The organism is Acidocella sp., from assembly GCF_028687955.1.
Taxonomy (GTDB): domain Bacteria; phylum Pseudomonadota; class Alphaproteobacteria; order Acetobacterales; family Acetobacteraceae; genus Acidocella.
Genome location: NZ_JAQTZC010000039.1, coordinates 1 through 20,704, shown reverse-complemented (window position 1 = coordinate 20,704; position 20,704 = coordinate 1). Strand labels below are relative to the sequence as shown.

Annotated in this window: 19 protein-coding genes; 17 read left to right on the top strand and 2 right to left on the bottom strand. The window is 64.4% G+C overall.

All coding sequences use genetic code 11. The annotated features are described in order from the left end of the window. The 17 genes from PHE40_RS06790 to PHE40_RS06710 all read left to right on the top strand — a co-directional run. Window positions 1-638 (top strand): amidohydrolase family protein (locus tag PHE40_RS06790; protein WP_299959881.1); only part of this gene is annotated, 638 nt, incomplete at its 5' end. 1 nt (window position 639) lies between these two features. After that, on the top strand, window positions 640-1,389 hold the full coding sequence (locus PHE40_RS06785) for an SDR family NAD(P)-dependent oxidoreductase (RefSeq protein ID WP_299959878.1): 750 nt from the start codon (window positions 640-642) through the stop codon (window positions 1,387-1,389). Window positions 1,390-1,439: 50 nt separating this feature from the next. After that, the gene (locus PHE40_RS06780) at window positions 1,440-2,960 is read left to right on the top strand and encodes a YifB family Mg chelatase-like AAA ATPase (RefSeq protein WP_299959875.1); all 1,521 of its coding nucleotides are present in this window, start codon (window positions 1,440-1,442) and stop codon (window positions 2,958-2,960) included. A gap of 209 nt (window positions 2,961-3,169) precedes the next feature. Further along, window positions 3,170-3,568, top strand: coding sequence for an NADH-quinone oxidoreductase subunit A (locus PHE40_RS06775; protein ID WP_299959872.1), 399 nt, complete (start codon window positions 3,170-3,172; stop codon window positions 3,566-3,568). Window positions 3,569-3,572: 4 nt separating this feature from the next. Further along, on the top strand, window positions 3,573-4,241 hold the full coding sequence (locus tag PHE40_RS06770) for an NADH-quinone oxidoreductase subunit B (RefSeq protein WP_299959868.1): 669 nt from the start codon (window positions 3,573-3,575) through the stop codon (window positions 4,239-4,241). Between the two features lie 10 nt (window positions 4,242-4,251). Next, complete coding sequence (nuoC, locus tag PHE40_RS06765; protein ID WP_299959865.1) at window positions 4,252-6,030, top strand: NADH-quinone oxidoreductase subunit C/D; 1,779 nt, start codon at window positions 4,252-4,254, stop codon at window positions 6,028-6,030. Then, window positions 6,017-6,514, top strand: a complete 498-nt coding sequence (nuoE, locus tag PHE40_RS06760) for an NADH-quinone oxidoreductase subunit NuoE (protein WP_299959862.1) — start codon at window positions 6,017-6,019, stop codon at window positions 6,512-6,514. The genes nuoC and nuoE overlap by 14 nt, the downstream gene beginning before the upstream one ends. A gap of 8 nt (window positions 6,515-6,522) precedes the next feature. Continuing rightward, window positions 6,523-7,827: an NADH-quinone oxidoreductase subunit F gene (locus tag PHE40_RS06755; protein WP_408838755.1), complete on the top strand. Its 1,305-nt coding sequence runs from the start codon at window positions 6,523-6,525 to the stop codon at window positions 7,825-7,827. Next, complete coding sequence (gene nuoG, locus PHE40_RS06750; RefSeq protein ID WP_299959856.1) at window positions 7,824-10,529, top strand: NADH-quinone oxidoreductase subunit NuoG; 2,706 nt, start codon at window positions 7,824-7,826, stop codon at window positions 10,527-10,529. The genes PHE40_RS06755 and nuoG overlap by 4 nt, the downstream gene beginning before the upstream one ends. Beyond that, entirely contained in the window at window positions 10,526-11,500 is a 975-nt protein-coding gene (nuoH, locus tag PHE40_RS06745) for an NADH-quinone oxidoreductase subunit NuoH (RefSeq protein WP_299959853.1), read from the top strand. The genes nuoG and nuoH overlap by 4 nt, the downstream gene beginning before the upstream one ends. A gap of 11 nt (window positions 11,501-11,511) precedes the next feature. Further along, window positions 11,512-12,024: an NADH-quinone oxidoreductase subunit NuoI gene (gene nuoI, locus PHE40_RS06740; RefSeq protein ID WP_299959850.1), complete on the top strand. Its 513-nt coding sequence runs from the start codon at window positions 11,512-11,514 to the stop codon at window positions 12,022-12,024. Further along, window positions 12,021-12,521, top strand: coding sequence for an NADH-quinone oxidoreductase subunit J (gene nuoJ, locus PHE40_RS06735; RefSeq protein WP_299959848.1), 501 nt, complete (start codon window positions 12,021-12,023; stop codon window positions 12,519-12,521). The genes nuoI and nuoJ overlap by 4 nt, the downstream gene beginning before the upstream one ends. A gap of 4 nt (window positions 12,522-12,525) precedes the next feature. Beyond that, complete coding sequence (gene nuoK / locus PHE40_RS06730; RefSeq protein WP_291423200.1) at window positions 12,526-12,834, top strand: NADH-quinone oxidoreductase subunit NuoK; 309 nt, start codon at window positions 12,526-12,528, stop codon at window positions 12,832-12,834. Window positions 12,835-12,837: 3 nt separating this feature from the next. Beyond that, window positions 12,838-14,694, top strand: a complete 1,857-nt coding sequence (nuoL, locus tag PHE40_RS06725; protein ID WP_299959842.1) for an NADH-quinone oxidoreductase subunit L — start codon at window positions 12,838-12,840, stop codon at window positions 14,692-14,694. Between the two features lie 2 nt (window positions 14,695-14,696). Further along, window positions 14,697-16,205 carry an NADH-quinone oxidoreductase subunit M gene (nuoM, locus tag PHE40_RS06720; protein ID WP_408838753.1) on the top strand — a complete coding sequence of 503 codons (1,509 nt, stop codon included), beginning with the start codon at window positions 14,697-14,699 and terminating at the stop codon, window positions 16,203-16,205. Beyond that, window positions 16,202-17,653, top strand: coding sequence for an NADH-quinone oxidoreductase subunit N (locus PHE40_RS06715; RefSeq protein ID WP_299959837.1), 1,452 nt, complete (start codon window positions 16,202-16,204; stop codon window positions 17,651-17,653). Before nuoM ends, PHE40_RS06715 begins: the two co-directional genes overlap by 4 nt. A gap of 250 nt (window positions 17,654-17,903) precedes the next feature. Next, window positions 17,904-18,335: a CBS domain-containing protein gene (locus PHE40_RS06710; RefSeq protein ID WP_299959834.1), complete on the top strand. Its 432-nt coding sequence runs from the start codon at window positions 17,904-17,906 to the stop codon at window positions 18,333-18,335. Window positions 18,336-18,705: 370 nt separating this feature from the next. Here the strand turns inward: PHE40_RS06710 and PHE40_RS06705 are convergent, their stop codons facing one another. Both PHE40_RS06705 and PHE40_RS06700 read right to left on the bottom strand, forming a co-directional pair. Beyond that, a complete protein-coding gene (locus tag PHE40_RS06705) occupies window positions 18,706-19,296 on the bottom strand; it encodes a 2-hydroxychromene-2-carboxylate isomerase (protein WP_299959831.1) in 591 nt (196 codons plus the stop codon). Then, on the bottom strand, window positions 19,293-20,555 hold the full coding sequence (locus tag PHE40_RS06700; protein WP_299959828.1) for a Rieske 2Fe-2S domain-containing protein: 1,263 nt from the start codon (window positions 20,553-20,555) through the stop codon (window positions 19,293-19,295). The genes PHE40_RS06705 and PHE40_RS06700 overlap by 4 nt, the downstream gene beginning before the upstream one ends. Between the last annotated feature and the right edge of the window lie 149 nt (window positions 20,556-20,704).

Sequence of the window (20,704 nt, the reverse complement as noted above, 5' to 3'; positions counted from 1 at the left end):
TCTCGCGCCACATCGAGGTGCTGGCGGGCGAGACGGTGCGCCACGGGCTGGCCGGGCGGGTTGCGGGCTCGCACCTGACCTCGATGCACAGCATGGATAATTACTACGCCAGCAAGCTCATTGCGCTAATACGCGAGGCGGGCGTCGCGGCGATTGCGAATCCGCTGATCAACATCACCTTGCAAGGCCGCCACGACACCTACCCGAAACGGCGCGGCATGACGCGGGTGAAGGAGCTGCTGGCCGCCGGTGTGAACGTGGCCTTCGGGCATGATTGCGTGATGGACCCGTGGTATTCGCTGGGCAGCCACGACATGCTGGAGGTGGCCAGCATGGCGTTGCATGTGGGGCAGATGACCGGGGTGGCGGAAATCAACGCCTGCTTCGCCGGGGTGACGGAGACGGCCGCGAAGGTGATGAACCTGGTGGACTACGGCATCGCCCCGGGATGCTACGCTGACATGGTGGTGTTGCAGGCGGCGGACCCGATCGAGGCGATACGGATTTCAGCGGAGCGGCTATATGTGCTGCGGCGGGGCAAGCTGCTCGCACAGGCGGCGCCGCGCCAGAGCGTGGTGACATTTGGCGGCACCGTGCGAACCTTGGATTTTACACACGCGAATTTGGCGGGAGTATGAGATGAAGACAATTCTGGTTACAGGCGCGACCGCGGGATTCGGCGCGGCGTTCGCGCGGCGGTTCGTGGCCGATGGGCACCGGGTGATCGCCACCGGGCGGCGGGTGGAGCGGCTGGCGGCGCTGGCCGGAGAGCTGGGCGAGAGGCTGCTGCCGGTGGCGCTGGATGTGACCGACAAGGCCGCCGTGGCCGGGTTTGTGGACGGCCTGCCGGAGAGCTGGCGGCGGATCGACGTGTTGGTGAACAACGCGGGGCTGGCTTTGGGGCTCAGCCCGGCATGGGAAGCCGATCTGGCCGACTGGGACACCATGATCGCAACGAACGTGACCGGGCTGATCCATGTGACGCGGGCGATTTTACCCGGAATGGTGGCGCGCAACGACGGGATCATCCTGAACCTTGGCTCGGTGGCGGGGGTTTATCCCTATCCCGGCGGGCATGTTTATGGCGGGTCAAAAGCGTTCGTGCAGCAGTTCTCGCTGAATCTGCGCGCGGATCTGGTGGGCAGGAATATCCGCGTCACGGATATCGAGCCGGGGATGGTGCAGGGGTCGGAGTTCAGCAAAGTGCGCTTCGGCGGTGACGAAAACAAGGCGGCGGCGGTTTACGCGGGCGCGAACGCCATGGTGCCGGAGGATATCGCCGAGACGGCGGCCTGGCTGATTTCATTGCCGCCGCATGTGAACATCAACCGGATCGAGATGATGCCGACCTGCCAGGCCAACGGGCCGTTCGCGGTGAAACGGGAGTAGACAATCACGCCGCGCGTTCGTAACCTGTTAACAACTTTAACGGGTGTTTTATGTCGATCGCGCGTGTGAACAGCTTCGCCTTCGCCGGAATCGACGCGCAGCCGGTGGAAGTGCAGGTACAGATAGCCGCCGGGCTGCCGAATTTTTTGATGGTGGGGCTGCCCGACAAGGCGGTGGGCGAAGCGCGCGAGCGGGTGCGCGCGGCGCTGACGGCGATGGGGCTGGCGCTGCCGCCCAAGCGCGTGCTGGTTAATCTGGCGCCGGCGGATGTGCTGAAGGAGGGCAGCCATTTTGACCTGCCGGTGGCGCTCGCCGTTTTGGCGGCGATGGATGTGCTGCCGGCTGAGGAGCTGGCACGGTTCGCGGCGCTGGGCGAGCTTTCGCTGGATGGGCGGATCAACCAGGTGGCGGGGGTGTTGCCCGCGGCGATTGCGGCGGCGGGGCGGGAGCTGGGGCTGATCTGCCCGCAGGCGCAAGGGGCCGAGGCGAGCTGGGCGGGCGACATTAGCGTGCTGGCGGCGCCGGATTTGTTGAGCCTGATCAATCATTTCCGGGGCACGCAGCAGTTGGCGCCACCGCCCGCCGGGCTACTGGGCGGCGGCGGCAAGGCGCTGGACATGGCCGATGTGCGCGGCATGGAGACGGCGCGGCGCGCGCTGGAGGTGGCGGCGGCGGGCGGGCACAACATGCTGATGATCGGACCGCCGGGGGCGGGAAAATCCATGCTGGCGGCGCGGCTGCCGGGGCTGCTGCCCGACCTCACCCCGCGCGAGGCGCTGGAGGTGAGCATGGTGCATTCCGTGGCCGGGATGCTGGATGGGGGACGGCTTGTTACCCGCCCGCCGTTCCGCGAGCCGCACCACTCCGCCAGCATGGCCGCGGTGGCTGGTGGCGGCAACCGGGCGAGGCCGGGAGAGGTTTCGCTGGCGCACCGGGGCGTGCTGTTCATGGACGAGATGCCGGAATTCCCCCGCGCCACGCTGGAGGCTTTGCGCCAGCCGATGGAGGCGGGGCATACCACGGTCTCACGCGCGGCGGCACACATTACGTATCCGGCACGGTTTCAGTTGATCGGCGCGATGAACCCTTGCCGTTGCGGGTATCTGGGCGATGGTGCGCGCGAATGCGGGCGGGCGCCGCGCTGCGGTGAGGATTATCAGACGAAATTAAGCGGGCCGTTGCTGGACCGGATCGACATCATCATTGAAATTGCACCGCTGACGCCGAAGGAATTGTCCTGGGCGCCGGTGGGGGAGGCAAGTGTTGTGGTGGCGGCGCGGGTGGCCGCCGCGCGCGAGCGCCAGCGCGAACGTTACGGTGAGAACGGGGCCACCACCAATGCCGAGGCGCTGGGGGATTTGATCCGGCTTGCAGGCGAGGCGAAGACGTTTCTGGAAATGGCGGCGGCGAAACTGCGGCTCTCCGCGCGCGGGTATACGCGCAGCATGCGGGTGGGGCGTACAATCGCGGATCTGGCGGGGACAGAAGAGGTGCAGATGGGGCATATCGCCGAGGCGCTGGCCTACCGGCACCGCATGCCAGGGCGGGCGATGGTGGCGCAGGGGGGCTGAACATGCCGGTGAATTTCGTTTGTCCGGGCGGGGCGGCCAGATGCGCCCCCGTAACAGTCCGACTTGACAAGCGCCTACGCAATAGGGTCTGATAATAAACAGATAACTAATCAAACAAGGTTTCGCTGTCGTGCGGCTGCGGCCGTATTCGCCGGTTATCAGGACCCCACCGCCGAAACCGACACGGGCCATAGAGACGGAAACAGACCATGGAAGAAACGGCCCATTATTGGGTTTTTTTGGTCTACGCCGTTGCCGTGACCGGTTTGGTGGCGGGGATGATTGGCGTGTCCTATTTCCTTGGGCAGCGGCATATGAAACCGGCGACCCGCCAGCCGTTCGAGTCGGGGATCGTTACGGTTGGGTACGCGCGGTTCCGGCTGCCGGTTCAGTTCTACTTGATCGCGATGTTTTTCGTGATCTTCGATCTTGAGGCGGCGTTTCTGTACGCATGGGCCACCGCGGTGCGGGCCGCGGGGTGGACCGGTTATATCGTGATGCTTGTCTTCATTGTCACACTGCTCGCGGCGCTCGTTTATCTCTGGCGCGCCGGCGCGCTCAACTGGGGGCCGCGGACACGCCAGCTCACCAAGCAAAGGCCAGGTTGACGCCATGCGCTTCTCATTCACCAAAGCAGAGCCTGGACGGCAGGTTTCAACCACGGCGCCGCTGCTGCGCGCAGCCCCGCCCGGGGGGGGCAGCTTTACCGAGACGGTGCGGCGCAATCTGGCGCTCACCCGGCTTGAGGACATGGTGGCCTGGGGCCAGAAAAATTCGGTCTGGCCGTTCAACTTCGGGCTTTCGTGCTGCTATGTCGAGATGGCGACCGCTTTTACGAGCAAGTTTGACATCGCGCGCTTCGGCTCCGAGGTGCTGCGCGCCACGCCGCGCGAGGCGGACCTGATCGTTATTTCCGGCACCGTGTTCGCGAAGATGGCGCCGGTGATAAAATATCTGTACGACCAGATGCTGGAGCCGCGCTGGGTGATCTCGATGGGCGCGTGCGCCAACTCGGGCGGCATGTATGATATTTACGCCGTGGTGCAGGGCGCTGACAGTTTTCTCCCCGTGGATGTTTATGTGCCGGGCTGCCCGCCGCGCCCGGATGCGCTGCTGGAGGGGCTGATGCTGCTGCAACGCTCCATCGGCACCGACCGGCGGCCGCTGAGCTGGGTGGTGGGGCCGCAGGGGGTGGAGAAGCTGGAGCGCCCCAGTATGCGCGACCTCAAACGCGAAGCGCGCCAGGCGGCGACGGATCTGCCCACACCGGACCACGTATAGGGAGGGCGGGATGTTGAACTCAGCCGGCAGCATCCCCCTCACGAACGGCGAACAGACGATTTTGCGCGAGCTGAACCGTTGCTTCGGGCCGGCGGCGAGCCTCGTGCAGCAGACCAGCGACCAGATACCGACCTTCTGGGTGGCGCGCGAGATCGCACACGGCGTGCTCAGCCATCTGCGGCATGGCGCGGAGCGGCCGTTTCGCGTCCTCTACGACCTGACGGCCGTGGATGAGCGCTTGCGCGTGCACCGGCAGGGGCTGCCGCCGGCTGATTTCACGGTGGTCTACCACCTGATGTCCTTCGAGCGGAACGAGGATGTCCGAATCAAGGTGGCGTTGAGGGAGGGGGCGCTCGAACTGCCGAGCGCGGCGGATATATGGCCTAACGCGAACTGGTATGAGCGCGAGGTATGGGATTTGTTCGGTGTCAGTTTTAGCGGGCATCCGCACCTGCGCCGCATTCTGACCCCGCCGACCTGGACCGGGCATCCGCTGCGCAAGGACCATGTGGCGCGGGGGACCGAGATGGACCCCTATGTGCTGACCGAGGAGCGCGAGGCCGCCGAGCAGGAGGCTTTGCGCTTCCGCCCGGAAGAATGGGGCATGAAGCGCCACAGCGAATCCGCCGATTTCATGTTCCTCAACCTTGGCCCCAACCATCCGAGCGTGCATGGCGTGTTCCGCATCATCCTCCAGCTCGAGGGGGAAGAGATCGTCGACGCGGTGCCTGAGATCGGTTTTCATCATCGCGGCGCCGAGAAGATGGGCGAGCGGCAGACCTGGCACACTTTTATCCCCTATACCGACCGCATCGACTATCTCGGCGGGGTGATGAATAATTTTCCGTATGTGATGGCGGTCGAGAAGCTGGCCGGAATCACCGTGCCGCCGCGCGCGCAGATGATCCGGATCATGCTCGCGGAACTGTTCCGCATGGCGAGCCATCTCGTTTTTTATGGAACCATGTCGCAGGATGTCGGCCAGCTTTCGCCGGTGTTTTATATGTTCGCTGACCGCGAGCGGGTTTTTCAGATCATCGAGGCCATTTGCGGGTTCCGGATGCATCCCGCCTGGTTTCGCATCGGCGGCGTGGCGGCTGATCTGCCCCAAGGGTGGGAGCGGATGATCCGCGACTATCTCGACTACCAGCCCAAGCGCCTCGACGAATACCAAAAGCTCGTGATGCAGAACCGCATCTTCAAGGCGCGCACGGTGGGTGTGGGGGCATATACGCTGGAGGAGGCGTATGACTGGGGGGTTACCGGCCCTGGCCTGCGCGCCTGCGGTCTGGCCTGGGACTATCGCAAGCAGCGCCCCTATTCGGGGTATGACCAGCTCGATTTTGAAATTCCCACCTGCAACAATGGCGATTGTTACGACCGCGTGGTTATCCATATCGAGGAGATGCGCCAGAGCCTGCGCATCATCCGCCAGTGCCTGGAGAACATGCCGCCCGGCCCCATACGCGCGGCGCACAAACTCTCAACGCCACCGCCCAAGGAGCGGACGATGCATGACATCGAAACCCTGATCACGCATTTTCTCAATGTGAGCTGGGGGCCGGTGCTGCCGCCGGGCGAGGCGATGGTCAGCATCGAGGCGACCAAGGGGATCAACGGTTATTATCTCACCGCAGACGGGAACAGCATGTCCTATCGCACGCGTATCCGCACGCCTTCGTTTCCACATTTGCAGATGATCCCGCTCATCAGCCGGGGTGCGTATGTCGCCGATCTGATCGCGATCATCGGCAGCATTGATTTCGTGATGGCCGATGTCGACCGCTGAGCAAGACCGCAAGGAGGCGCCGCTGGAGGCGGGGCTGCGCCAGGAGATCGCGGCCCTGGCGCAACACGCCGGACACAAACGCGCGGCCGGCACCGATGCGCTGAAGCTGGTGCAGAAGCACTTTGGCTATGTCTCGGATCGGCATCTCTCCGAGGTGGCGGCGCTGCTGGAGATGACCCCAGCGGAGCTTGATAGTGTCGCCACCTTCTACAACCTGATCTTCCGCCGCCCGGTCGGGCGCCATGTCATCCTGTTGTGCGACAGCGTCGCGTGCTGGGTGATGGGCGCCACCGCCGCCCGCGCCCAGTTGCATGAACGTTTGGGCATTCATCCGGGCGAGACGACGGCGGATGGCCGCTTCACGCTGCTGCCGATCGTCTGCCTGGGCCATTGCGACCACGCGCCAGCGATGATGATTGACGAGAACCAATACGGTGATCTCGATCCGGCGGGGCTCGACGCCATCCTCGAAGGCTACAAGTGAGAACGATGATGGAAAAACAACTCACCGCGCCGCTTACCGCCATGATCCAGCCCGGCGGCATGCCGCTTGATGTGACCGGCTATGAGCATGCCGGTGGTTATCAGGGGTTGCGCAAGGCGCTGACGATGACGCCGGAGGCGATTATCGCCGAGGTCAAGCGCTCGAAGCTGCGCGGGCGGGGCGGCGGCGGGTTTCCGACCGGGCGCAAATGGGAGGCAGTGCCAACCGGCCCCGGCGCGCCGCGCCAGCGTTATCTCGTGGTCAACGCCGACGAAATGGAGCCGTGCAGCTTCAAGGACCGGCTCCTGCTCGAACGCACGCCGCACCAGATGATCGAGGCGGTGATCATCAGCGCCTTCGCGATCCAGGCTGATACTGCCTATATTTTTGTGCGTGCTGAATATGTGCTGGCGATCCAGCGGCTGACCCGCGCGGCCGCCGAGGCGCAAAGCCGTGGCTATCTCGGCGCCGACATACTGGGTTCAGGTTTCACCCTCACCATCCATGTGCATGCGAGCGGCGGGCGCTATATCTGCGGCGAGTCCAGCGCGCTGCTGACCGCGCTGGAGGGCCGCCGCCCGCTGCCACGCTCCAGGCCGCCGCGCTCGGCGATGAGCGGACTTTGGGGCAAACCAAGCGTGGTCAACAATGTTGAGACATTGTGCAATGTTCCACACATCATCACGCGTGGCGCTGACTGGTTTCTCGGTCTCAGCCGCTGCGCCGACGGCGGCACCAAGCTTTATGGCATGAGCGGGCGGGTGAAGCGGCCGGGCTTGTGGGAGTTGCCGCTCGGCACCGCGCTCATCGAAATTCTTGAGGAGCACGCAGGCGGAATGCAGCCGGGTTATGAATGCCGGGCGGTGCTGCCGGGCGGCGGTTCCACTGCTTTTGTCATGCGCGATGATTTTGATGTCGCGATGGATTTCACCTCGATGCGCAAGGTGGGCAGTTCGGTTGGAACGGGCAACATTCTGGCGCTCGATGACCGGCGCTGCCCGGTTGGGATGCTGCACAATCTGGAGCATTTCTTCGCGCAGGAATCCTGCGGCTGGTGCACGCCCTGCCGGGATGGCCTGCCCTGGGTGGAGCGGATTCTGGCGGCGATCGAGGCAGGCGAGGGCGAGGCCGGGGATCTCGATACGCTGGCCCACCATGTCAGCTTCCTGCACTCAGACTCCACCTTCTGCGACCTCGCCCCCGGCGCGATGGCGCCGCTGGGCAGCGCGCTCAAGCATTTTCGCGCGGAGTTCGAGCAGCATATCCGGGAGAAACGCTGCCCCTGGCACGATACCGCGGAGGGCTGGGCATGACGAAATTCATTGTCGACGGCGAAGAATATAGCGCAAAGCCGGATGAGAATTTGCTGCAGGCGTGCCTCGGCGCGGGGCTCGATCTGCCGTATTTCTGCTGGCATCCGGCGCTCGGCTCGGTGGGCGCGTGCCGCCAATGCGCGGTGCGGCAATACGCCAACGAGGAGGACAAAACCGGGAAGCTGGTGATGGCCTGCATGACGCCCGTGGCCGAAGGAGCACGATTCTCGGTTGCCGATCCGGAGGCGGCGGCGTTGCGGGCCAGTGTGATCGAGTGGCTGATGATCAACCATCCGCATGATTGCCCGGTTTGCGAGGAGGGCGGCGAGTGCCACCTGCAGGACATGACGATGATGACCGGGCACACCACCCGGCGCTACCGCTTCACCAAGCGCACGCACCGCAACCAGGATCTCGGGCCGTTCATCAAGCATGAAATGAACCGTTGCATCGGCTGCTACCGCTGCACGCGCTTCTATCGCGACTATGCGGGCGGGCGCGATCTCGACGTGTTCGCCGCGCATGACCATGTGTATTTCGGCCGCCATGCCGACGGCACGCTGGAGAGCGAATTCAGCGGTAATCTGGTTGAGGTCTGCCCGACCGGGGTGTTCACCGACAAGACCTTCTCGGCGCATTACGCGCGCAAATGGGATATGCGGGGGGCGCCGTCGGTCTGTACGCATTGCGGGCTGGGCTGCAACACCACGGTGAACGAGCGCGCGGGCAAGCTGCGGCGCATCCTCAACCGCTACAACGGGGCGGTGAACGGCTATTTCCTGTGCGACCGGGGGCGCTTTGGCTACGGCTTCGTGAATGCGCCCGAGCGGATTCGCACGCCGCGCGCGCGCAGGGCGGATGGGGCGCAGGCAGACGTGAACCGCGCGGAGGCGATGGCCCGCTTTGCCGCGCTGCTTGGCGCCGGGGGGCGGGTTGTGGGCATCGGCTCGCCACGCGCCTCGCTGGAGGCCAATTTCGCGCTGCGCGCCCTGGTGGGGCATGAGAATTTCTATCCCGGCGTGAGCACGCGCGAGGGCGCCTTGCTGCGGTTAATTGGTGAAATTCTGGGCGCGGGCGCGGTGCATGCGCCCTCCATCCGCGATGTGGAGCGGGCGGATGCGGCGCTGCTGCTGGGTTCTGACTTGCCCAACGCCGCGCCGCGCGCCGCGCTCGCGCTGCGCCAAGCGGTGCGCGAGGCAGGGTTCGCACCTTCCGCGAAGGTGGAGATCGCGCCGTGGCATGACGCCGCCGTGCGCACCTACGCGGGGGATGTGCGCAACCCGCTCTTCATTGCAACACCGGCGCCGACCCGGCTTGATGACATCGCGCTTGATACCTTGCGCGCCGCCCCGGATGACATTGCGCGGCTGGGTTTCGCGGTGGCGGCCTGCATTGATCCCGCGGCGCCGGCGGTGGCGGGCCTGCCGGCTGATCTGGCCGCGCGGGCATCCGCGATCGCGCAGGCGCTGCTGGGGGCTAAGCGCCCGCTGGTCGTCTCGGGCGTGGAGGCGGGCGAGGAAAGCGTGATCCAGGCCGCCGCCAACATCGCCGCCGCGCTGCGGGGGCGCGGCAAGTCCGGCGCGCTGCTGCTGAACGTGCCCGAATGCAACAGCCTGGGCCTGGCGCTGCTGGCGCCGGAGCGGCCGGGGTTCGAGGCAGCGTTTGCCGAGCCGCCTGCGCTGGTGATCGTGCTGGAGAACGACCTGTTCCGCCGCGCGGAGAGCTTGGCGCTGGATGCGGCGCTCGCCGCCACGCGCCTGGTGGTGCTCGACCATAGCGAGAGCCCGGCCACGCATCGCGCGGCGCTGGTGCTGCCGGCGGCGAGTTTCGCCGAATGCGGCGGCACGCTGGTGAGCGCCGAGGGGCGGGCGCAGCGCTTCTACCCGCCGATCCTCGCGCAGGGCGATGTGCGCGAGGCCTGGCGCTGGCTGGGCGAGGCCGGACACGCCGCCGGGCGCGACGGCTGCGGCTGGGACACGCAGGACGGCATTGTTGCCGCGCTGGCCAGCGCCCTGCCCTGCTTCGCGGCGGTGCCGCGCGCCGCGCCGCTGGAGACATTCCGCATCGCGGGGAACCGGATCAGCAGCGAGCCGCACCGCTTCTCCGGCCGCACGGCGATGCACGCGGCCCAGAACGTGCGCGAGCCCAAGCCGCCGGTGAGCGCGGATTCACCCTTCAGCGCCACCATGGAAGGCTATTACGGCAAAATGCCGCCTGCGTTGCTGCCGTTCACCTGGGCGCCGGGCTGGAATTCGGCGCAGGCGATCAACAAGTTCCAGGCTGAGATCGGCGGCGCGCTGAAGGGCGGCGACCCTGGCGTGCGGCTGCTGGAAGCGCAGGCAGAGGTGGCGCTGGGCTATTACACCAACATTCCCGCCCCCTTCGCGCCGCGCCCGGGGATGTGGCGCGCGGTGATGCTACCCCGCGTGTTTGGCGACGAGGAGCAAAGCGCGCGCGCCGCACCGCTCCGCGAGCGCATGGCGCCGCCCGCGCTCGTGCTCAATGAGGAAGATGCGGCATTGATCGGCGCGGCCTCGGGCGAAATGCTCGCCTGTGCGCTGGGCGGTGAAATCCTGCACCTTGCGCTTGAAATTCAACCCGGCCTGCCGCGCGGGGTGGCGGGGGTCGCGGGGCTTGCGGCGAGCGCCCACGCGCTGCCGGGCTGGGTCCGCATCACCACGGCCGGAGCGGGGGTGTCATGAGCCAGTCTCACGCAATCGTGGCGGGGCTGCTTAATGTGGTTCTCGGCCTTGCCTTCCTGATGATAACGGCGGCCCTGCTCACCTGGGTGGAACGCCGGTTGCTCGGCTTCTTCCAGGACCGCCCTGGGCCAAACCGCGTGGGCCCGTTTGGCGTGTTGCAGGTTGCGGCCGACGGCATCAAGCTCCTGTTCAAGCAGGACTGGATCCCCCCGTTCGCCGATGCGGGCGTGTTTGTTCTGGCGCCGGCGATTTCGATGATCACGGTCATGCTCGCCATGGCCATCATCCCGGCCACGCCGCTGATCGGCATCATCGGCGATCTCAATGTCGGCCTGCTCTTCTTCCTCGCCATGAGCGGGCTTAGCGTCTATTCGGCGGTGCTCGCGGGCTGGGCCTCGAACAACAAATATTCGCTGCTGGGGGGCATGCGCGCCGCCGCACAGATGGTGAGCTACGAGGTGTTCATGGGCCTCTCACTGGTGGGCGTGGTGATGCTCGCCGGTTCGTTCAACCTCACCGACATTGTGCGCAGCCAGCGGCATATGTGGTATGTGGTGCCGCAGTTCCTCGGCTTCATCGTGTTCTTCCTGGGCGGCATCGCGGAGACGCACCGGCTCCCCTTCGATCTCCCCGAGGGCGAAAGCGAGCTCGGCGCCGGATTTCACACCGAATATTCAGGCATGAAATTCGGCATGTTTTTCGTCGGCGAATACATCGGCATCATGCTCATCTCGGCGATGACGACGGTGCTGTTCCTGGGCGGCTGGTACGGGCCGGTGCTGCCGCCGTTCATGTGGTTCGGGATCAAGACCGGGTTGCTCATCTGCTTCTTCATCCTGTTGCGCGCCGCGCTGCCGCGCCCGCGCTATGACCAGCTCATGGCCCTCGGCTGGAAGCTGCTGCTGCCGCTCACGCTGCTCAACATTCTGGTTACCGGCGCGCTGATGCTCGGCCTACCGGGACCGGCATAAGGGAGGAGACAATGCTGAGTTCATTACGCACGCTCTGGTATACCTTCCTGCATCTGTTCCAGCGCAATGTTACTGTCCAATACCCTGAGCAGATGCCCTATCTCGCGCCGCGCTATCGCGGGCGGATCGTGCTCACCCGCGACCCTGACGGCGAGGAGCGCTGCGTATCATGCAATCTCTGCGCGGTTGCCTGCCCGGCGGACTGCATAAGCCTGCAAAAGAGCGAGAGCGAGGGGCGCTGGTACCCTGAGTTTTTCCGCATCAATTTCTCCCGCTGCATATTCTGCGGCTTCTGCGAGGAGGCGTGCCCGACCTACGCGATTCAGCTCACCCCTGATTTCGAGATGAGCGAATATGTCCGCCAGAATCTCGTGTATGAGAAAGAGGACCTGCTGATCAGCGGCACCGGCAAGTATCCGGAATATAATTTCTACCGCGTCTCCGGCCTTGCGGTCCCGGGCAAGGACAAAGGCGAGGCCGAGCATGAACGCGCGCCCATCGACATCCGGAGCCTGCTGCCATGAACGCCATGTTCGCCATCGCGGCGGGCATTGCGGTGCTCGCGACCGTGATGATGATCACGCGCCCCTCGGCGGTGCATGCGCTGCTGTATCTCACCGTCTCGCTGCTTGCGGTCGCGATGGTGTTCTTCGTCCTCGGCGCGCCATTCGCCGCCGCTCTGGAGGTCATCATCTATGCCGGGGCCATCATGGTACTGTTCGTGTTCGTGGTGATGATGCTGAACATCGGCGGCGAGGCGGAGGCGCTGGAGAACGACTGGCTGAAGCCGGCGGCCTGGATCGGCCCCTCGGTTCTTGCCCTGCTGCTCGGGCTCGAACTGGGCACGCTTGCCGCGCGCGGCGGCCTGGCGCGGTCCGCGGCCACGGTGATCGGCCCCCAGGCGGTCGGCATCGCGCTGACCGGCCCGTATATGCTCGCGGTTGAGATTGCCTCGTTTCTACTGCTGGCCGCCGTGGTCGCGGCATTTCATCTGGGCCGCGCCGTCATGAGGGGGGTATAGGGCGATGACGGCGATTCCGCTCGATCAGGGGTTGGGGCTTGCCGCGGCGCTCTTCGCGCTGGGGCTGGCTGGCGTGCTGGTCCGGCGCAACCTGCTGTTTATGCTGATGTCGCTCGAGGTGATGCTGAATGCGGCGGGTGTGGCCTTTGTGGTCGCAGGCGCGCGCTGGGCGGCGGCGGATGGGCAGATCATGTTCATCCTCGTGCTCACATTCGCGGCATCCGAGGTTTCGGTCGGCCTGGCGCTGATATTGCTGATGCACCGGCGCAACAGCACGCTCGATGCCGATGCAAGCTATCATCTGAGGGGGTAGGCAATGCACGAACTCCTATGGCTCGTCCCAACGCTTCCGCTGCTCGGCTCGGTTATTCTCATGCTGGGCGCGGGGCGGCTTTCCACCCGCGCCGAGGCCGCGGCCGGGGCGCTATCCGTCGGGTTCGCGGCCGTTATCGCCTTCACCATCGCCGGTGGTTTTCTGCTCAACCCGCCGGCGGGGGCGGCCTATGAACAGACGCTGTGGCGCTGGTTCGATGTTGGCGGGCTTTCGGTGACGATCGGCCTGCGCCTCGACCCGCTCTCCCTGGTGATGATGCTGGTGATCACCGGCGTCGGTTTCCTCATCCATCTGTTCGCGACCGAGTTCATGGAGGGCGAGGAGGGCTATGGCCGGTTCTTCGCCTATCTCAACCTGTTTGTCGCCGCCATGCTGCTGCTGGTGCTGGGGGATAATTTCCTTACCCTCTACACCGGCTGGGAGGGGGTTGGGCTCTGTTCCTACCTGTTGATCGGCTTCTGGTGGCGCGACCCGGCCAACGGCCTCGCCGCGCGCAAGGCCTTCATCGTGACGCGCATCGGCGATACGGCGCTGCTGATCGGCCTGCTGCTGATCGCAAGCCGCCTCGGCACGCTCAACATCGCAGGCGCCATGCACAACGCCGCGCAGAGCTGGCCGGCCGGTTCTCCCCTCGCCACCCTGGCCGCCTTTCTGCTGCTGGGCGGCGCGGTCGGCAAATCAGCGCAGTTGCCGTTGCAGACCTGGCTGCCCGACGCCATGGCGGGCCCGACGCCGGTGAGCGCGCTGATCCACGCCGCGACCATGGTGACCGCGGGGGTGTATCTCATCGCCCGCACGCATGCGCTGTTCCTGCTCGCGCCGGCGGCGCAATACACGGTCGGCGGCATTGGCGCGGCAACCTTGCTGCTCGCCGGTTTCAGCGCGCTCGCGCAGAACGACATCAAGCGCATCCTCGCGTATTCGACCATGAGCCAGATCGGCTACATGTTTCTGGCGCTCGGCGTGGGCGCCTGGGGCGCCGCGATGTTCCACCTGCTCACCCATGCCTTCTTCAAGGCGCTGCTCTTCCTCTCCGCGGGCGCGGTGACGATGCGGCTGCATCACGAGCAGGATATCTACAAAATGGGCGGGCTCGCGCGGCGGCTGCCGGTGGCATTCTGGAGTTTCCTGATCGGCAGCGCGGCGCTGGCGGCGCTGCCGCTGGTCACGGCGGGCTTCTACAGCAAGGAGGCGATTCTCTCCGGCGCCTGGGCGGACGGGAGCAGCGGGCGCGTGCTGTGGGCGGCCGGGGTGTTCGGCGCGTTCATCACCGGGCTCTACATATTCCGCGCCGTGTTCATCGCCTTTTTCGGCGAGGCGCATACCGAGGTGAGCGGACGTTATGGCTGGCGCGTGATCCTGCCACTGAGCGTGCTCTCGGTGCTCTCGGTGCTGGGCGGGCTGATCGAGCTGCCGCCCGCGCTCGGGCATGTCACGCTGCTCTCCAACCTGCTCGCCCCGGTGCTGCCCGCCAGCAAAGAGGCCGCCAGCGTGGCGCCGCTGCTGGTGGCGAGCCTCGCCGGGCTGCTGGGCATCGGCTTGGCGGCGGTGCTGTATTGGCGGCCCGCGCGGCCCCCGGCCGAGACGCCGCTCTGGCGCTTCTGGCACGCCGCCGCCGGGTTTGACTGGCTCTACGACCGCCTGCTGGTGCGCCCTGTGCTGTGGGCGGCGCGGGAAGGGGCCGATGATGTCATCGACAGCGTGTATGACGCCATCGCCTGGACGGCGCGCACGCTGCATGAGCACGTGCGGCGGACCCAGAACGGGCGCGTACGCTTCTACACGGCCGGCCTCGCCATTGGCTCAATTTCCCTGATCGCGATTGCGATGATCCGATGAACATGCTCCTTATCCTGCTCCTCCTGATCCCGGCCATCGGCGGCGTGCTCGCCTGGCTCTCCGGCGCGCGCCACCCGGACTGGCCGCGCTGGATCGCCATATTCGCGCTCGCGGCGGATCTGCTCCTCACCCTGCCCCTGATCGGCCGGGCCGTGATGCCCGGCCAGAGCGCCTGGATCACCAGCATTGATCTGCCCTGGATCCCGCAACTCGGCATCTCCTTCGAGCTCAATCTCGACGGGCTGAGCCTCGTTCTCATTTTACTCACGATCGTGCTCGGCCTTGTCTCGGTGGTCATCTCCTGGAGCGAGATCACCGAGCGGGTTGGCCTGTTCCACGCCAATCTGCTCTGGGCCACCACCGGCGTGATCGGCGTGTTTCTCGCGCTCGATCTGTTCCTGTTCTTCTTCTTTTGGGAACTGATGCTGGTGCCGATGTATTTCCTGATCGCATTATGGGGGCACGAGCACCGCTTCTATGCCGCGATCAAGTTCGTCATTTTCACCCAGGGCAGCAGCCTGCTCATGCTGGTCGCGATTCTGGCGCTCGTCTTCATTCATCAGCGGGCGACAGGGCAGCTCACCTTCGACTATCTGGCGCTGCTCGGCACCAAGATGAGCGCCGCCACCGCATTCTGGCTGATGCTTGGTTTTTTCATCGCCTTCGCGGTGAAGCTGCCGGCGGTGCCGTTTCATACCTGGCTGCCCGATGCCCATACCGAGGCGCCGACCGCAGGCTCCGTGCTGCTGGCGGGCGTGCTGCTGAAGACCGGCGCCTACGGCCTGCTGCGCTTCGTGGTGCCGTTGTTTCCCGCCGCGGCCCATGAATTCGCGCCGGTTGCGATGACGCTCGGGGTGGCCGGGATTCTCTACGGCGCGTTGCTCGCCTTTGGCCAGAACGACATGAAACGCATGATCGCCTACAGCAGCGTGAGCCATATGGGGTTTGTGCTGCTGGGCGTGTTCGCCTGGAACACGCTGGCGCTTCAGGGCGTGGTTGTGCAGATGCTGGCGCACGGCGTGAGCACCGGGGCGCTGTTCATTCTCGTCGGCGCGTTGCAGGAACGTATCCACACCCGCGACATGCGGCTGATGGGCGGGCTATGGGGCGCCATGCCGCGGCTCTCCGGGTTTGGCATGATCTTCGCCATCGCCTCGCTCGGGCTGCCCGGACTCGGCAATTTCATCGGGGAATTCCTGATCCTGCTCGGCAGTTTCCGCGCCAGCGTGCCCTTCACCGTGATCGCGAGCCTCGGCCTGGTGGCGGGGGCGGCCTACGCGCTGCTGCTGGTGCAGCGCGCCTTCCACGGCAGGACCGCGGCCCAGCCGGGCAGCGCCAAACCCTATGACCTCACCGCGCGGCATATTGCGGTGATGGGGGGGCTTGTGCTCGCGATCATCGGGCTCGGGGTGTATCCACAACCCGTGTTCGACCAGGTGGCGCCGGGGCTGGCGGCGCTACAACATGAGGGCACGCCGCCAGGGAACACGCCAATGGAGGGGCAACCATGAACGCGGCGGCTTTCGCGGCTTTTGCGCCGTTTACCCTGCTGGGCGTGGTAACAATCGCGGTGATGCTGCTGATCGCGGTGCGGCGCAACCATCATCTCGCCGCGCTCTCGACCATCGCGGGGCTGCTGCTCTGCTGCATCGCGCTGCCGCTGGCCGCACCCGCCGCACCCATCGCGGTGACGCCGCTTTTCGTGGTCGATGGGTCCGTAATCTTCTACGCCGGGCTGGTGCTCGGCTCGGCGCTCGTTGTCGCCATCCTCTCCTACGCCTACCTCGGCGGGCCCGAGCAGGGGCCGCGCGAAGAGTATTATCTGCTGCTGCTCACCGCCACGCTCGGCGCCGCGCTGCTGCCAGCCAGCGTGCATTTCGCCTCGTTTTTCCTCGGTCTCGAGACACTCAGCATCTCGCTGCTCGGACTGATTGCCTATGCCAGCCCGCGCGAGGAATCGGCGGAAGCCGGGATCAAATATCTCATCCTCGGCGGCGCGTCCTCCGCCTTTCTACTGTTTGGCATGGCGCTGATCTATGCCGATCTCGGCACCATGTCCTTCACCCAGATCGGCGTGCTGACCCGCGCGGGAAATCCGCATGATCTCTTTCGCCTGGTTGGTACCGCCATGATTTTAACTGGCGTTGGCTTCAAACTTTCGCTGGTGCCATTCCATATGTGGACGCCCGACATCTATGAGGGCGCGCCCGCACCGGTCACGGCCTTCATCGCGGTGGTCTCGAAGATCGCCGTATTCTCGGTGATCCTGCGCTATTTCATCCTCGCTGATGGCCAGGCCGGCGCCTCGCTGCGCGCGGGTCTGTCCATGATCGCGATCCTCTCCATGCTCGGCGGCAATCTGCTCGCGCTGATGCAGAACAATGTGAAACGCCTGCTTGCCTATTCCTCAATCGCGCATCTCGGCTATCTGCTGGTTGCCTTTTTGGCCGGGGGCGCGCTTGGCAACGAGGCGGCCGCCTATTATCTCGCGGCCTATGCCGTCACCAGCCTCGGCGCTTTTGGCATCGTCGCCCAGCTCAGCACGCCTGGGGCGGGCCGCGACGCCGACCGGATGGAGGATTATCACGGCCTCTTCCGTACCCGCCCGTTCCTGGCAGGCAGCCTCGCCCTGATGCTGCTCTCCCTTGCCGGATTGCCGCCGACCATGGGCTTCATTGGCAAGTTCTACCTCGTCGCCTCGGGTGTGGGCGCCGGATTGTTCTGGCCGGTGGCGGCGCTCGTGCTTGGCAGCGTGATCGGCATTTATTATTATCTGCGCGTGCTGGTTGCGATGGCGATGCCGGTGCCGGCCGCGCGCAGCGCCGCCCCGCCAGCCACGGCACCGCTGTTCGGCAACGTGGTGATCGGGGTGCTCCTGGCGCTGTTGCTGATGCTCGGCACCTACCCGGCGCCTGCCATCGCGCTGATCCGTTTGACGGCCGGCGCGGTGGCCGGATAAACCCAGCACTTCTACCGCAGTGCAATTTGCATGGCTGAACCTTGCTCTCAAGCATTGATGTGCTGGATCGGGCGTTAAAAAAAGCGCATAATCATTTCAGGATGGCCGTCATGCGTTGTGCCGAACATGCTGATATCAGGCACTATATTCAGGACCAGCCATCTGGAGGGGGTATCAGCATTGTGCGTGCCGGCGCGGTACGCAGGCTGATGGTTTGAATCGTTTCGGCACGAAATGCGGGGAAACTATTATGACAACCATCCGGCAGATTCTCGACCAGAAGGGGTGGAATCTGATTACGCTTAGGCTTGATCAGATGATTCCTGAAGTCGCGCGGTTTCTTTCCGCCAAACGGATTGGCGCGGCGCCAGTGGTTGACGATAATGGGCGCATGGCCGGAATGCTCTCGGAACGCGATGTTATGCGTCTGGTCGGGGAACTCGGCAACGATATCAGAACGCGGACAGCCGCGGATGTAATGACCGATCTGGTTGCCTTCTGTACGCCGGAGAGCACCATCCTGGATGCAATGCTGCTGATGACCAACAAGCGATGCCGCCATCTACCGGTATTCGAACACGGAGAACTGGTGGCGATTGTGAGCATCGGCGATCTTGTGAAGGCGCGGCTGGAAGAAGCTGAGTTCGAAGTTGCCTCGCTGCGGGCTTATATCACGTCGTAGTTTTAGGCGTGGCCCAAAAATTCCCAAATCAATCGCCAGAGTATTCTTCCCGTTGCCTTGGGGGGTGATGCGCAGGCACACCACCCACAAAAAATGCTACGCCAGCTTCAAGGATTTCAGCATCGCAATGTTGGATTTCCTACGCCGCGACGTACCCAAAAACTGGACCGCCTGGTGTGACGCCGTCACAGACAATTTGCGTATCATAATACCAGTCAGCCTTAAGGCTGACTGGTATTCGCGCGGGGCTGGTGGGGCGGCCGCGCGCAAAATCAAAAGTTTATACCAGCCCGCCACCAAACCTAGAGAGTCAAGCTCTTGGCAGGCTGGTATAAACCCAACAAAATACCGAATTCTGGCTTGATCGGGTTTATTTTTGATTCAAATAACACTCCAGAAAATTCAAACGATCATTGCCCCAAAATATCTGATCTTCAACAAACATCATGGGCGCTCCGAATACGCCGCGCTGGTAGGCTTTGCTGCGAACCTTCCGGTATTCGTTCTGCCCGAGTGACGATTCGACGAAGGCGACCAGCGCATCGGGTTCAAGACCAGCCTCGGCGGCACAGACGCGCAGTTCACCCCGGTCGCGCGGGTCGATGCCTAGGCCCCAGATGCGATGAAAGGCGGCGGTGACGAACGGCTCGGCCTTGCCTTGTTCGCGGGCATACAGCGTTGCGCAGTTCCAGTCGGCACAGGCAAAGCTGGCCGGAAACCGCAGGGGAACATCATACTTCGCGGCCCAGCGATTCAGATCGGCCATCATGACCTTGATCTTGGGCGCAACCTCGCGATTGGACGGACCATAGTTCCCGGCGGCAATCTTGGCTTCAGGGATGTCGATCGGCCAATATACGAGTTCGCACCCGGTTCTGCGGGCAAGATCCGGAAGCTTCAGCTGCGCGAGGTAGCTGAAGGGACTGATGAAATCGAAGTAGAAATCAATCGTACGGGTCATGGCGCGGTTCCGTAGCCCACCAGTTTCTCGTAAGTTTTCCAGAATCCGACGATCGCGCCTTCGGTAACCAGGTGGTCGGCATCTTCCGCGCGCCCGCCGCCCATCGCGATGTAGGAGGTTGCCTGGTCTTCGCCGGCAATCGCATTCTGGACGATCTCGACCGCCTCGCCGTCCTCCATCGAAATCAGCCCGGCGGGGCCGATCAGGTTGGTCTGCTTGCGCCGGATCGCCTGCATCTCGGCGTCGTCGTCGGCATAGCCGAAATGGGTCCAGACCAGTTCGAAGGCATCGGTGCCCTTGGTTATAATCTGGCGCACGGCCAGGGTGTTCTGGATCTGCTGAAGCACCAGGTTCGGAAACACCGCAAGGATGACCAAGGTAACGCCGTCATCGAATTCCTGACGGCCCTTGAGCAGCGACATATCCTGCAGCTTGAACCCGGTATCGAAGGTCCGGGAGTCGCCGTAGGCCTGCTTGTCTGCGGTGTCGTCATTGCTGGCGGCGATCGAGTAGAGCAGCGAATGGCGCTTGTTTGTGTCCATCACGCTTTTGCCCGTCTGGGTCGAGCGATAGAGTCCGAACGTGTTATGGAACAGGTGCAGCAAGCTGGCATGATAGGGATCGCGGGTGTTTTCCGCGTAGAGCTTCCAATTGCCGTGAACGTACTGGCGTTGATCGCCAAGCACCTTGATCGGCTTGCACATGATGCGCTCAATCTGTTGGATGACGATCGGCCCGAGGAAATCTCGGAGCGGTTCGACCGTCTCCGAGAAGCTGGCGAACACCAGGCCACCCACGGAATCCGTGCGCAGCTTCCGGAGGCCGTGCTGCGTCATGTCGAAATCGCCTGGCATACCGCCCTGGCCCTTGAGCCCGCGGCGGAACGGAACGCCGATCAGGTTCCCTTCCAGGTCATAGGCCCACTGGTGGTAGACGCATTCGAGGTTGGGGCGGTTACCGCGGACTTCGCGGCAGACCAGGGCACCGCGGTGCGCGCAGCGGTTGACCACGACATGGACCGTGCCGTCGCTGGCGCGCGTGACGATTACCGGGGTCTCGCCGATGAAGGTCGACTTGAAGTCGCCAGGTTCCGCTACTTCCGCTTCCAGCGCAACGAACGACCAGGTTTCTCCCTTAAAAATGTTTTCCTGTTCGCGCTGGTAATAGTCAGGGTCGGTGAACACCCGATAGGGGACGCGGCAGCCAGAACCGGTTGCCGGTTGCACGGGAGCTTCCACATTCAGAGCTGTATCGTTCATGAGCATTATCCCTAAAACAAACTAGATCGGGCGAACCATCATTGTATCGATGAGGTTTGTATCGAACACGGCCAGCTTCGAACGGAAGAGAGGGCGGTCGCCTCCACAATCGATCTCGTCGATGTACTTACCGGCATTGTAGATGGTTG